This is a genomic window from Bythopirellula goksoeyrii (assembly GCF_008065115.1).
GTDB lineage: Bacteria > Planctomycetota > Planctomycetia > Pirellulales > Lacipirellulaceae > Bythopirellula > Bythopirellula goksoeyrii.
In genome coordinates, this window is the sequence record NZ_CP042913.1 from 3,689,966 (window position 1) to 3,704,459 (window position 14,494).

At 54.1% G+C, this 14,494-nt stretch carries 9 protein-coding genes; 2 read left to right on the forward strand and 7 right to left on the reverse strand.

Going from position 1 to position 14,494, the window contains the following annotated elements:
• Nucleotides 1-17: 17 nt before the first annotated feature.
• The 3 genes from Pr1d_RS14695 to Pr1d_RS14705 are packed head-to-tail and all read right to left on the reverse strand — an operon-like array spanning nt 18 to nt 4,521.
• Entirely contained in the window at nt 18-2,837 is a 2,820-nt protein-coding gene (locus Pr1d_RS14695) for an alpha-L-rhamnosidase (RefSeq protein WP_148074230.1), read from the reverse strand.
• Nucleotides 2,834-3,025, reverse strand: a complete 192-nt coding sequence (locus tag Pr1d_RS14700; RefSeq protein ID WP_148074231.1) for a hypothetical protein — start codon at nt 3,023-3,025, stop codon at nt 2,834-2,836. Before Pr1d_RS14700 ends, Pr1d_RS14695 begins: the two co-directional genes overlap by 4 nt.
• The gene (locus tag Pr1d_RS14705) at nt 3,022-4,521 is read right to left on the reverse strand and encodes a purine-cytosine permease family protein (protein WP_148074232.1); all 1,500 of its coding nucleotides are present in this window, start codon (nt 4,519-4,521) and stop codon (nt 3,022-3,024) included. Before Pr1d_RS14705 ends, Pr1d_RS14700 begins: the two co-directional genes overlap by 4 nt.
• A gap of 126 nt (nt 4,522-4,647) precedes the next feature.
• On the opposite strand from Pr1d_RS14705, the gene Pr1d_RS14710 reads away from it, so the two are divergent.
• Together Pr1d_RS14710 and Pr1d_RS14715 are read left to right on the forward strand one after the other, a co-directional pair.
• Complete coding sequence (locus tag Pr1d_RS14710) at nt 4,648-6,375, forward strand: DUF5060 domain-containing protein (RefSeq protein WP_148074233.1); 1,728 nt, start codon at nt 4,648-4,650, stop codon at nt 6,373-6,375.
• 1,215 nt (nt 6,376-7,590) lie between these two features.
• Nucleotides 7,591-9,255: a DUF7453 family protein gene (locus Pr1d_RS14715; protein WP_148074234.1), complete on the forward strand. Its 1,665-nt coding sequence runs from the start codon at nt 7,591-7,593 to the stop codon at nt 9,253-9,255.
• 436 nt (nt 9,256-9,691) lie between these two features.
• Here the strand turns inward: Pr1d_RS14715 and Pr1d_RS14720 are convergent, their stop codons facing one another.
• From Pr1d_RS14720 to Pr1d_RS14735, 4 genes are read right to left on the reverse strand one after another with little or no spacing between them, the layout of a single operon-like run.
• The gene (locus tag Pr1d_RS14720) at nt 9,692-11,170 is read right to left on the reverse strand and encodes an FGGY-family carbohydrate kinase (protein ID WP_148074235.1); all 1,479 of its coding nucleotides are present in this window, start codon (nt 11,168-11,170) and stop codon (nt 9,692-9,694) included.
• Nucleotides 11,167-12,183 (reverse strand): transketolase family protein, encoded by a 1,017-nt coding sequence (locus Pr1d_RS14725; protein ID WP_210417717.1) that lies wholly within the window; start codon nt 12,181-12,183, stop codon nt 11,167-11,169. The genes Pr1d_RS14720 and Pr1d_RS14725 overlap by 4 nt, the downstream gene beginning before the upstream one ends.
• Nucleotides 12,180-13,013: a transketolase gene (locus Pr1d_RS14730; protein WP_148074236.1), complete on the reverse strand. Its 834-nt coding sequence runs from the start codon at nt 13,011-13,013 to the stop codon at nt 12,180-12,182. The genes Pr1d_RS14725 and Pr1d_RS14730 overlap by 4 nt, the downstream gene beginning before the upstream one ends.
• A 39-nt stretch (nt 13,014-13,052) precedes the next feature.
• Nucleotides 13,053-14,480: an L-fucose/L-arabinose isomerase family protein gene (locus Pr1d_RS14735; protein ID WP_148074237.1), complete on the reverse strand. Its 1,428-nt coding sequence runs from the start codon at nt 14,478-14,480 to the stop codon at nt 13,053-13,055.
• Nucleotides 14,481-14,494: the final 14 nt, after the last annotated feature.

Sequence of the window (14,494 nt, forward strand, 5' to 3'; positions counted from 1 at the left end):
TTCGGAATGATTTCGCGTCAAGTGTTGGGGCATTGCCCGGTAATATGATAAGTTCCAGAGTCCGCTACGATGACGGTGAATTCTCCTTCACGATGAGAATAGCGCAAGTGAGGACATGCATCAATGGACGCGCCGTTTTCCAGCGTAATGGTATTGGCTTCACAAGGCAGGAAAACGTGAGCCTTTGTGTTTGCTGGAATCGTTACGCACAGTTCTAACTTTGCTCCTTGTCGCTCCCAGTGACTATGGATGGTTCCATGGATGGAATTATAGCTTGCTTTGGCGTACTGAAGGTTGCCCCCCAGATGTGGCTTGATCAGAATTTGTTGGAAGCCCACGCCATCGGGATCCAATTCGATTCCTGCAACGTGACGATAGAGCCATTCACCAACGCTGCCGAGCGAATAGTGGTTGAATGAGTTCATCTGTGGATCAAAGAATCCATCTTCTTCTGTCCATCCGTTCCAACGTTCCCAAATGGTTGTCGCACCATGGAGCACAGGGTAGAGCCAGGAAGGGTAATCTTCATTGCACAGTAGACGATAAGCCACGTCGGAATATCCCAGGTTCGTCAGAACAGGATTCAGAAATCGTATTCCAATAAAGCCGGTACTCAGATGGCAATCTAGCTGGTCAATATTTTCAACTAGATGAGCTGCTGCTCTTTCTAGCAAGTTTTCGGGAATTAGATTGAATTCCAAAGCTAACAGATAAGCCGTCTGGGTATCGACCGCAAGACGACCATCGTCCTCGAGCCATTTGTCTTGAAACGCCTTGCGAACTATTTCGTGCATCGCTTCAAAACGCTCGACCTCCTCTGTTCTGCCGAGCATCCGTGCCAATTGAGCCATTTTGGCGGCACCATCGGCCCAGAAGGAGGTGGCGAGCAAGGTCTTCATTTCTGATTGCGTACGGAAGCTGGTGTCCGATGGAATACAGAGCCAATCCCCGTAGTTGTTGCCAAGGTGGTTGCAGCGAATTCCCTGGGGATTGGTTTTTTCGAGCCAGTCGAGCCAGCTTACCATCGCGTCCCAATGACGCTCGACGATTCGCCGGTCTCCGTAGACACGCCAAAGGGTCCAAGGAATGATGATCCCTGCATCAGCCCACCCCGCGCCACCGCCCAAGCCATCGAGCCCTACGAAGTTGTCTCCTTCACGCAGCCGAGGTGCTACATCCGGGAAGATACCGTCGGAGTCCTGCGAATCGATAACATCTGTCATCCATTTCGTGAAGAACGCGGCGACATCCATGTTGTAGGCAGCGGTCCGCAGAAAGACCTGGGCATCCCCCATCCAACCCAGGCGTTCGTCGCGCTGAGGACAATCTGTGGGAACGCTGAGAAAGTTACCTTTTTGACCCCATAGGGCATTCTTCCAAAGTCGATTCACGAGGGGGTGGGAGCATTCGAATTCCCCTGCGGACTCCATGGAAGACATGACAACGCAACCACGAACGCACTCAAGCGGAAGGGGTGAGCTAAGGCCAGAAATTTCTAAGTACTGAAACCCATGGAAAGTGAATCGCGGCTGCCAGTTCTCTTCCGCTTCGCCCTTGAGAACATAAACATCGGTTGCCTTGGCTCGACGCAAGTTCTCAGTATAGAGCGTTCCATCCGGGTTCAATCGCTCACCGTATCGAAGCTGAACACGTGTGCCCTCTGTACCCGATACCGAGATATCGACCCAGCCGGCAATGTTCTGGCCGAGATCGTAGATGAACGTATTTGGCTCGACCTGCTCGACTGATATGGGGGTGAGCCGTTCGACTACACGCACCGGTTCGTTACGCTGAGCAACTAGCGGCAATGGCTCAGATGTCTCTGCCTGCACATTGTTCGAAAATCCAAACTTGGGAATATGTATCGTCGGAGGATCTGCTTCCAGCGCTGGCAACCAGATGGCATCGTCAAAGTCTGACCTATCCCAACCCTCTTGCTCTCGACGGGCATCGTAAGATTCTCCCATCATGAAATCACTAAAAAGTATCGGCCCTGAGTTGCACTTCCATGTGCCATCGCTGCCGAAGGTCAAAGTGTGACCATTCTCGAGTTCAACTTCAAGTTGCAACAGAAGACTGTTTTCTAAGGTGCCATATTGGCCGCGAGTTTCCTGCCAACCGATGTATCCGCTCCACCAGCCATCGCCCAAGGTAGCGCCCATAGCATTCGTACCCGGCCTGATCAGGCTAGTGACATCAAATGTGCGGTACTGCAGGCGTTTGTTGTAGTCGGTCCACTCGGGTAGGAAGCGATCGTGAGTGACACTGGCACCGTTGAGGCTCAGATCGAGTATGCCGCGCGCCGTGGCATATAATGTAGCGCGAAGAATCGACGATGGCACGTCAACCGTCTTACGGAAGATTGCCGGTGTGCCAGGCTGGGTTTCCGTTCCAAGCATCGCCTCGGGATCACGCTGAATTATTTCAGGATCGTGCGTGATCCAACGTGCTTGCCAGTCGCTGGAATCCAAGAGCCCCATTGTCCAGAGAGCGGGTTGGCTTGTCGTGCTGTCGTTTCGCTCGTCCCATGTAGTTACTTGCCAGTGGCACACCATTCGCGATTGAAGGGGTGCTCCCTCATATTCAATTTGGCAAGACTGATTGCTTTCAATTCGACCGCTGTCCCACAAGCCAGCTTGCCCGGCAGTCAACTTATCCAAAGCACTGGCAACTTGAACTCTCCAGGCGGTTTGGCGCGCTCCACGTCGACCGCTTTGCATGATCCAACTTAATCGAGGGCGGAGTTCGTCAATCCCCAAAGGATTCTTCAAATACTCGCAGCGAAGATGTTCGATTCTCGTAGTATCATCCATGGCAGAACTTGCAGTCGTTGTCATTCGCCGAGATTGTCGGGCTTAATCCACAGAATGGCAGTGCTGAACCACATCAGCATGCCAACAAGAATAAGTTGAAAATAGGTATCCTTAGAGAGACTGCCATGAAACACAAACACCGCAGGAAGAAAAGAGAGGGCTAATCCGCTATAGGAAATCAACTTTATTATGCGTTGGGCATTGTTACTCATTGGGGCACCTCCTGGGAAAAATCAACACCGGAAGTTCGCTGCTGTACCATGCTACAAACCGTATAGAGAGTTACAGCAATCACCCACGCAGGAAGGACCTGCGAGAACAAATCGGCATGGTATTTTGCCAACGTCGCTGGCAGGCGATCGTTGATCCAGGCAAAACTTTCGTAATTGTCTTTGGCGTAAAGCATAAAGCAAATTGCAAAGGATCCAAACCAACCCACCGCAGCGGGCCAGCTAGCCAATAGCCCCTCTCGCTCGGCATAGTTGCGCACAAGACCCAGGCGGGGAAAGAGCCAAAAGTCGATGAAGATAAACGCCCCCAATGGCATGAAGAACAGACCGTAGTAGGCCACGATGCGATCGAGATAGTGGAGCACCGCAGGGATACAAGCAGTGATGATCATCACCACACCTGCTATCAGCGTGACGACCCACCGTCGCCAGTTAGGGGTTGCTACCTGAAACGCGAGACCTGCTCGATAGAGCGTGGGATTGGCTGTGGTCCACCCGGCCAGCAGTACACAAACAATCCCAGCGTAGCCGGCACCAAGCATGGCGATATTCGCCGGTGTCGGATTGGGATCGTTTATACCGGCGGCTAGTTCTGATTGCACAAAAGCCGCACACAGAACGCCTGAACAAATCCAGGCCATGTAATGACCCAAGAACATGCCGAATGCCGAACAAAAGCCCATCTGCCATTTCTTGGCATAGCGAAAGATCGTAACGTCTCCCATCCCCATATGCTGGGTGATATTGCAAAGCCATGCCAGACCGACACACGACCAGAATCCGTATTGCATATGTCCTTCATGTGCGACACCGGTCCAAATCTTTTCGTTGGCCACATCCCAAAACTGACTCAGATTCGACACACCAAGTGAAGGAAGGGATGCGATCGCGCCTGCCAGGAACACAAAAGGCATCCAGGGCGCAACAACCTTGGCAAAGTGGGTCAGTCGCTCGAATCCCAAGACTGCCAACACGGCGATGACGGTTCCGACGCCTATCGCGACCATTATCCATGGCAGACTTGGGAAGGTGTCACCTGCGGCGAAATTGGGACTTGAAATGCCTAGCGTCAACGAAACTGCGGTAGTCGAAACATTGACCATTGAGCCAGCCAGCAGGCACAGGATTAACGCAAACAAGCCTGAATAAAGGACCGTCAGATAAGGTCCGGCGATCTTGCGGATCTGCCAATAGACCGTGAGTCGTTCTTTTACGGCGATCGGAGCACACATCAGAGCCCAGCTTAGTACCGCCAGCACATTGCCCAAGGCGAGTCCCACGAACACGTCGTAAGCGGTCACTCCATGCAGAACTAAGAGCGTTCCCAGCACAAATTCGGTTCCGGCGATATGCTCACTGGCAAACATCGCGATGAAGGTACTCCAGCCATAAAGCTTGTCCTCTTTGACCGGTTCACGGTCGTACTCATAAAGGGCGTCGAGTCGCTCGATTAGCGTTTGCGAATTGGTGGAGTCCATCTACACACTCTCTATTAACGAACCGAACTTCCGGAAGTTCGCAACCATGGAAACTAAGCACAGATTGTTGATTGATACTTACCAGCGTTTGGCGTATTGTTAGGGAAAACCCCAGCGAGCAATGTGATGTCTTATCCTAGAAAAGCCTGTCACCACTTCTTGTTTCTTGCCGCAGCAATGCTCCTCAGTTTTAGTGCATTGAGTACTGTTGCTGCAACAGATGAGGTAGGACTTTATCGAATATTTGAAACTTCGATTGAAAACGACAAAGCCTACGAGAACAAATTCAACGACGCGGAACTTCGTTGCAAGTACACCGCCCCTTCCTCGCGCGAGGTGGAGTTTGCGGGCTTCTTCGACGGCGATGGCGAAGGGGGCGGCGATGCCAAAACTGGCAATGTATGGAAACTTCGCTTCTTGCCTGACGAGTTGGGCGAGTGGCAATACAGTTGGTCCTGGAGCGACGGCACCTCCGGCGGTTCGGGAACATTTACCTGTGTCGCTGAAGGAGCAGGCAAGGGCATTCTGCGACCCTACAAAGAGAATCCCCAATGGTTTGCGTACAACGGCACCGAGCCGGTTTGGATCAAATCCTACTACGAAACGGGGCATGGCTCGATCGCTCAGCCTTTCGAGTGGATTACCGCCAATGTTTATCAGCCCATGCTTGATCGTGGCTACAACCATTTGCAAGTGAATTGGCTGCTCTCGCTCTGTTGCTTTGGCCAGTACTATCTCGATGGTCCAGCGCCCTCGACCGAAGACTTGGCGCTCTACGAAGAGGGCAGGGCGTCTAGCACGATGCGACTTGATGTGTGGAAAATGATGGAGCGCCACCTTGGGTGGCTCAACGAGCGAAATGTTGGCGTGCATATGTTTCTCGGCTTTGAAGGTCGTAAGAATGAAGGAGCGAGTTGGGAAAAGCTCAGTGAAGAGGAAAAGGATTTCTATGTCCGCTATGTGGTAGCCCGGGTTGCCCCCTTCGCGAATGTCGCGGGCTGGAATTTTGTTTGGGAAGATCCAGGGCATCGCGAAAGCCATGAACTGGGGCTTGCACGCCTTTTGGAAAAGTACGACGTATTCAATCACTTGCGCACCTATCAAGATGAGCACCCGCGTGACAATGAATACGAACGTCCCGAGTACACGTTCGCGGCGATTGAAAACCATTTCATTGCCGCTCCCGAAAAGCCACTCGATCGACTCTATCGCAAAACACCTTGGACGCACCATCAAGCCTGCCTGGTGGGCTACGTCCCTGGAAAGCCCGTGTTCATGTCCGAGGGCAATGCCCTTTGGCGCCGCTACTGGCATGAACGAACCGGAGCGACGCAGGACGACCTGCGCCAAGCCGCCTGGGGATGTGCCACCGCAGGGTCATCCTTCTGCTGGAATGGCCATGCCAAGGAATATGAGCTTGCTGTTCGCGGTCCCGAGGGCATTCCTTTCCACGGAGAGGACAATCCTTTTACCGTGTCTGCGAAATATATTGATATTCTCAGCAAAGTCATGGCCGATGAAGTTGCCTTTTTCCGTATGAGTCCCCAGGATCATCTGTTGACTCATCATGATCCATTCAGGGTCTGGTGTTTGGCGGAAACTGGTAAGCAATATCTCGTGTTTTCTTGTGCTGGTGAACCATTTTGGCTGCATGTCACTGAGGGCAACTATGGGGACAATGTTTGGGTTGATGCCAAGACCGGCGAACAGCGTCCTTTTCCAACCTTGAAGGCAACCGCGAAGGAACTCTCCTCTGAAGACCCGGACGAACGTCGCATAGGCACCAAGGCTGTCAAAATCACTCCGCCGGATCGCGAGACGGATTGGGTGCTAATCTTGCGCAACGGTGGTTGAGTGAAAGTGTCGCTACTCAACAATTTAAAACTGCGCAAGGCCGACCATCTCTGCTTGCTTCTGTGCAAGCGCGACAAGAGTTGAGACCCTTTCAGATTATTGAAAACCACGAAACAAAAAACAAAACTCTGGCGACAAACCATGTTTTTCCCGGGTTCTAGCGACATTTGCCAATAGTATTGCAAACAAAACTCCCTTCTCTGATGGACACCACTACAGGTGCTTCGCGCCTCCGAAAGCGAGCGGGGAGTAACAACTCCCTGCCGGCGGCTATCCAAAACGGAGTACCTGCAGGGGACTTACATTCCCCGACGCTCCTTCGGAAGAAAGTATTCGTAATAGCTCGATTGTCAAAGAACTTAGATAGCTATTAGCTATTAGTTATTAGCTGTTGGTCATGGGGCATTCTTGGTGGCGTGGGTTGTGCAAACTGGTTGATTCTATCTCACACCTGCGCACCAAAAGGGTGGTGTTGTCTTGCTCCGTTTCTTGGAAATCACAAAATCCAAAAAATAAATAATTCATTCTGCCGGTCACGAATTGCCACAAAGCGTTGCAGAGTAGAAACTTGCGAAAACGTCTCCTTCTCGGTTTTGTGGAGTTTTTGAAAAACAATTCCTTTATATAGGTCGCTGCTTGCTCGTCAAAATTGCCAATGTCAAGCGGCGCGCAGACCTAGCGCAAGCAAACCCGTGAGACTTTGCGGGTGCTGGTGCGTTCTCAGGACATTTAGCGTGCTCCATTATCAGGATGCGGGGGAGATTTTCCACAACTTTTTTTGGGCCACGTGTGAAAGCTTATTATCAACTCGTCCCGAGGCTCCGCCTCGTGACGCAATGCATTCCAGGCTCCGCCTGTTCTTCACGGGAAAATGAGGGGGAGCTTCAAACATAGTGCGTTACAAAGTGGAGCCTTGGGACGAGGAATGGAGTTAACTCAGGGCGATAAAGGATAGGCAAGTTCGTCCCAAGCCTAATGCCAGGGTGCGTGGGATTTACCAGACACTTCTTTCAGGAAAAGGTTTACGACAATGTTTCCTTAAAAATGCTTTCCGAAAGATGCCTTTCCCTTTAGTCTCACCGCTGAAGATAGTCGAAATCGGCCGGCCTAGCCCCCGCCATAGGGGGTGGTTGCTTTGCGGTGCCTGCCAGCCAAGAATAGAATGTCGGTGAGTCGCGTAGGCAAGCCTCAAGCCCTAAGACGGATTCCTATCCTATGTCCCTGCGGACGGTTGTTGCGCTGGTCTTAACGCTCCTGACTTCTTCGTGCGCCGACGCGATGGATGTCCGGTTGCAGACAATTGCGGCGACCGGGGTCTACTACCCTGAGGTTGATGCGACGTTGTCACGGTTTCGCATGATGGACATCGGCGGACCCGGGCAGATGATGTTCCACGCCGAGCTGCAGACGGAGCTTGACGTAGAGCAGGCCATCTTCCGCTGGGACGACGACGCGTTGGCGACTATTGTCCGCACGGGCGACGCCGTTCCAGAGGGAGACGGCAAGTTCCGGCAATTCTTGCGGCCGATGCAGAATGCTTTGGGTGACATCGCCTTCAGCGCCCAGCTGACCGACACGCCGGCCGACTCGGGCATCTACCTTCAGAAGGCCCAAGCGCTTCATGAGGTGGTCCGCGAAGGCGAGATGGTCAGCGGCGTGACCGGTCCCGCGGAATACTACGGCTCATGGCCGCAGCTGAGTGACGCTGGGATCATCGCCCTCCGCAGCAACAGCATCAGCAACCGCATCTACCGTGGCGACGAGAACGGGCTGACAATCGCCGCGCCCCGTGGTCTAACCACACCGACGGGAGGGAGGTTCAACGGATTTTTCAGCGCGTCGAACCCCCTGATCAACTCTCAGGGAGAGGTCGCCTTCTGGACCGGCGTCGACGACCCCGGCGCCACCGGCGTCTACCGTACTGCGGGTTCCGGGTATGTCGCGATTGCGACTCGCGACAATCCGACCTCCGATGGCCGAGTCGTCCAGTTCGCCCACCCGAACGCGATGCTCCCGGACGGTCGTGTGGTGGTGGCGGCAAACTACATCAGCGACCCCGGCGTGTCGATCTTGATCGGCGACGGGGTTTCCACGACCGTTGTCGCTGAGACAGGTGATCTCATTCCGCAGCACGGAGTGAAACTCGACCTAGGCGCCGACTCTGGGGGGCTGCTGGGGTACATCACCGCGAACCGCTCGGGTGATGTGGCGTTCGCCGGACTACTAGCCGAAGGGTACGGCGACGTCACGTCCGAGAACGATCTCGCGGTGATTCGCGTCGTTGGCGGAGAAATCGAGCTGCTCGTTCAGGAGGGCGATGCCTTCGACAACGGCGCGATGGTTTTCCGCCGCGCGACTAGCCCTCCCGCCATGAATGACCGCGGCTCGGTGATTTTCGTCGGCGAGCTACGGGCGGGCGCGTCATATGTGGATGGGCTGTTCGCCTCGGTCAACGGCGCCCCCGTGGAATTGCTCGTTGCGACGGGCGACTCCATCGAGGTCACGCCCGGCGTTCATAAGACTATCACCGAGCTTTCGGTATTCAACGAGGTCCGCCTCAACGGTGGCGACGCCGGCTGGCGCAATACGCTCAACGAGGCGGACGAATCTTACTTCTGGGCGGAGTTTGCCGACGAGTCGCAAGCGCTATTCCTGGTGTCGTTGGATTCAGGCGTATCGGGCGACTTTTCCGGGGATGGCGTGGTAGACGGGCTCGATTTTCTAATTTGGCAGAGAGATCCAAGCATTGGATCGTTAAGTGATTGGGAAGCGAACTACGGCGCTAGTGCCACCACGGCTGCAGCTAATACTGTCCCCGAGCCGAGGGGTATGGCCCTCGCTCTTGTGGCAATCTTTGTGGCAGTTCACCGCCGTCGCTAAAGTGCTGAGGTCACTTCGACCGAGCGTATTTGGTCAGAATTCGGATTGACAGAATTGGATAAACTTCAGCAGCGTAAAGTCTCGTCCACCTGTAGGCGATTAATTGCACCTCTGCGAGTTAGCATTTTCTGTTCGACGCACGAGATGTCCCCTCTTGCGTTAACAGGGGGCACTCCAATGTAGCTCTTTCTGTCTTCATCTTGATGACGCAGTGTGGCGGAAAGTACCATCGTGTTATTCCGACTCTCGTATGCTCATGTCGAGACATCCGCTGGTAATAATATATGTGCTTAATCTGAATCGGCCGAAATGACCAACGCAAGAAACGCAATTGGCTTCGTGCGTTCGGAGCGAAACGCCGAACCTTCTACGCACGTAAGATCAGTCGAAACTGTGCGTCCGAAGGTTTCTTCTGCTTGGCAAGTCCTGGTCCAGATTACAGCACCCGGCGGACGGCTGCTTGCCACTCGTTGTGAAGTTCGGCTGCTTTCTCAGAAGACAATTGAGGAGCGTATTGCTTGTCTTCGCGAGGAAGTCTCTCTAGTTCTTCTAGCGTTGATATCGTTCCCAACCCCAGCAAACCGGCCATCGCGGCGCCAAAAGCGGAGGACTCGGCTACGCTTGAGACGTTCCAAGTAAGCTGAGTGATGTCGGCAGTAAACTGCATGAGGAAATCATTTCGAGTGGGTCCGCCGTCGGCCTGCATCAACTGGGGGGTGATTCCAGATTCAGCTCGGATCATGTCCAGGACGTCGCGGATTTGATAGGCGATGGACTCGAGTGCTGCTCGCACGATGTGGGCCTTGGTCGTATGGCCACTCATGCCCAGGATTGCTGCGCGGGCGTCTGAGTTCCAATGCGGTGCGCTGAGCCCGGCAAAGGCGGGGACCAGGTAGACCCCGCCGTTGTCTTTGACTTCTCTTGCCAGTGCCTCGCTCTCGGATGCGACTTCAATCAGTCCCAGTTGATCCTTGAGCCAGGCGATCGTTGCAGAAGAGTAGTTGATGAGTCCTTCCAAGGCATAGGTGGGCTGACCGTCAATCATCCATGCCAAAGCCAACACGGCACCCTGTGGAGAAAGCTCAGACTTTTGGCCCACGTTCACCATCACGGACGTGCCAGTGCCAAACGTGGCTTTTCCCCTCCCTGGCTGGTAACACTGCTGTGCAAAGAGCGATGCCTGGGAGTCTCCCATCACGCCGCAGATCGGGACTTTCGCGGGAAGAACGCGAGCTACGTCTGTTTCACCAAACAGGGCGTTGCATTCACGTACCTCGGGCAGAGCATTCTTCGGAATCTCAAACAACGAGCACAGTTCGTTGTCCCATTGAAGTTTGTGAACATCAAAAAGCAGCGTGCGGCTGGCATTGGTGTAATCGGTGGCGAATACTTCGCCGTGGGTCAGGCGGTGAACAAGAAAAGCATCGATCGTGCCGATGACCGCTTCGCCGGATTGGAGTTTGGCAGCGATTAGCGGGTTCTCGCGCATCAGCCAAGCGATTTTCGAGGCAGGAAAATAGGTATCCAGCTTGAGACCCGTACGCTCCTCAACTAGCTTATCACCGCCGCGACTGCTCAGTTCTTCGCACAGTGGAGCGCCGCGTCGGCACTGCCAGACGATGGCGTTGTGGAGGGCTTTTCCTGTTTGCCGATCGAAGACAACAAACGTCTCTCTCTGATTGGCAATGCTGAGGCCAATAATCTGATCGCGAATCTTGCTGTTCCGCTCCGCGAGTTTGGCAACGACGGCACGCACGTTGCTCCAAATCTCCTCGGGGTCGTGTTCGACCCAGCCAGCTTGGGGATAGATCTGGCGATGATCGGCGGAGGCCTTGTCGATCAGGCAGCCTGATTCGTCGAACAGGATTGCCTTGGTCGCGGACGTGCTCTGATCGAGTGCGAGGATCAGACTCATGCGAGCGATTCCGATTTTTCTAGCAGCTCGAGGGCCGTCTGAGAGAGCCCTTCCATCGAGATGCCATAGTGGCGGAAGATATCGGCCTGGCTGCCGGTCACGGTGTCTTCATCGGGAATACCGACAATCCGCAGCGGCACTGCCACACCAGCCTGCATCAAGACGCCGGCACATGCTTCGCCCAAGCCCCCGTGAATGGAGTGTTCTTCCGCAGTGACAACGGCCCGACATTCGCGGCCTGCTTCAAGAATTGCTTTTTCGTCGAGGGGCTTGATGGTATGCATGCTCACAACTCTCGCTTGAATGCCATCCTGGGCCAGTTTCTCTGCAGCAAGCAAGCAGTGGATCACCGTCTCGCCGGTGGCGATGAAGGCCACATCCGTGCCTTCTCGCAGGGTGATGGCCTTACCAACTTCAAATCTTGCCTCGGGTTCTTGCAGGTCGATCATGGCTGCTTTACCAAAGCGGACGTAGACCGGATGGGGAGAGGCAGCGGCAGCTTGGATCGCTGCGCGAGTTTCAAAATTATCGGCGGGAACCAGGATGGTGATATTGGAGATTGCTCGTAGGGCGGCCAGATCGTGCAGCGAGTGGTGCGTGCTCCCCAGGGCACCATAGCTTACCCCTGCGCTGATGCCCACCAATGTGGCCGGGACATCGGAGTAGCAGACATCGTTCTTGATCTGCTCCAGCGCGCGGGCAGTCAAGAAGCAGGCAGGCGAGACGCCGAAGGATTGCTTTCCTCCAGCAGCCAAGCCAGCAGTGATCCCGACTAGATTCTGCTCAGCAATGCCAACTTCAACGATTTGCTTCGGCAGAGCCTTACCGAATGGCCCCAGTTTTCCAGATCCCCGGGAGTCACTCGTGACGGCAATGATCTGGTGGTCTTGCTCGGCAAGCTCCTGGAGCGTCGCGGCAAACTCTTCTAGATTGGCGCGGCCTCTCACCAGCCCAAGTTGCGCAATCATGGCCTGGGCTTCGGGAGAAAACAGCGAAGGAGCGGGAGCACTCATCGAATTTCACTCAGTTCGTTCTCAGCTTGGACTAATTCGGCCTGGGCAGTTTCATATTGCTCAGGGGAGGGGACACCGTGGTGCCAACTCACAACATTCTCCATGAAGCTAACGCCTCTCCCTTTGGTGGTGTTGGCGATCACGATGGTCGGTTTCCCTTCCACAGGTTTAGCAGTGAGGACTTCGGTGAGGGCTGCGAAGTCATGGCCATCTACAGTGACGACATGCCAGCCGAAGCTGGCGAATTTTTCATCGACCGGTTCATTGCTGCATACGTCTCGGGTATGGCCCGTGATTTGAAGCGTGTTGTGATCGAGGATTGCAGTGAGATTGTCGAGGCCGTAGTGGGCAGCACTCATGGCGGCTTCCCAGTTGGAACCTTCGGCCAATTCGCCGTCCCCTAGCAGCGTGAAGATGCGATGCTGTGCTCCGTCCAGTTTGGCGGCGATCGCCAGTCCCACGCAAATCGGCAGACCATGCCCAAGGGCGCCGGTATTCATTTCGATGCCGGGAACTTTGCGAGTTGGATGGCCCACGAATGGCGACTGATAGCGGCAAAGGGTTTCAAGTTCTGATTCCGGATAAAACCCTTTGTCTGCCAAGACGACGTAGAGCGCTTCGACCGAATGACCTTTACTCTGGATATAGCGATCGCGATCAGGTCGATTAAAGTTTTCGGGTGAAACGTTCATCACCCGATTGTAAAGTACGTTGAGAATATCGACGCACGAAAGGCTCCCCCCCGTGTGGCCTGCTCCCGCCTCGGTGATGTAGCGCAGGAGTTTCTGCCGGTACTGATTCGACTTGAGTTGTAATTCGTGGTCGGTCATTTTCTGCCGAAATGCTATGTTAAAGTTTTCTCTATTCGCCTAGCAATGCACTTTGCTGCGATGCTCGTAGGTTTCCCAGCCGAGGTAATTCTCGAACGCTTCTTTTAGGATGCTGCCGGAATGCGAGCCGGTCATCACGACGTGGTGCTCGAACCCTTCGCGGCAGACATATTGCAGCAACTGCTGTAACCGAGGCACATGGGCCACGGCACGCGTGCCAAAAGTATCTAGCTCGTCGTTGGTAAGTTCACCCTCACCAACATAGGCACGAATGCGTCCTTCGCAGTCGGCTGTGGAAAGCCGCCCGTATGTGAGGGGCCCTGCTGGCGTACGGCCCTCTAGTGCGCCATAAGTGTTTTCAACTCCCAGCGTACTTCCCAAAATGGGAGCGTTGGCGATGGTGATATCTGGCAGGAAACTCTTAGCCCAGTTCCCACAGTGAAAGAGGGTGCATTTGTCTTCGTCTTCGCCGTAATTGTTGTTCCAGTCCACGATCGCCGCAGGAGAATTGGCAGCCAGTTGCATGGCGTACATCGTGAGCACTCCGAGTACGTCGACTTCACAAGCACTCGGAAGAAAGTTTTCGCTCATCATGCTCATCAACGTGCAGACGTTGCAGCCGAGATTCTGTTGCACCGAGGTCCAGCATTGGATCGCGGTAGCGTCGATGGCGTTGTCCTGCATCCAACGTTCTAGCACAACACCTAGCTTTGCCATCTGAAGCAGTTTCTCGCCTGGCACTCCTGGAGCAGGGGCATACGATTTGATGGCGTCCAGTTTAGAATGGACCGAATCTTCGGCGTCTTTGATTTGGTCCACTTGAGCGATGATTTCCGAGAGATCGACCGTGGTGACACTGATGCCATGTCGCTCCAGTATTTTTTCGCTATAGCGGACTGTATTGAAGGCACCGGGCCTAGCGCCCACAGCTCCGAGACGCACTCCCCGCATGCCGTTTACGACTCGACATGCTCCGACAAAGCGGGCGAGGTCTTGTTTGAAGTCTTCCGCCGAAGGGTGAGTGACATGTTTTTTCGTAAGGGAAAAGTTGATTCCAGCCTGCACGAGGTTATTGCAAACAGAAATCTTGCCACAGAAAGCATCTCGTCGACGTTCGACTCCCAGTTGCCCTAGGTCGTCAGGATAGGCCTGTACCAGGACGGGCACATCGAGTTTGGCCATCTTCAAGACATCTGCCACCCCCTTCTCATCACCGAAGTTCGGCAGACAGACCAGCACTCCTTGGATGTCGTCACGATGACGACGAAAAAGTTCCGCACAAAGTCGTGCCTCGGCGTGAGTTTCCACACCACCAAGTTTGGTTTCTTCTGGCGAGACCCAGATCGGCTGGATATTGTATTTCTCAAACAGCGTATTGAGGTCGGCTCGTGCTTCGGTAATCAATTGATCGGGAAAGAAATCACGATTGCCAATGATCACACCAAGTGTCGTGGCTGTTTTTTGCATGTAAAAAACCTTGT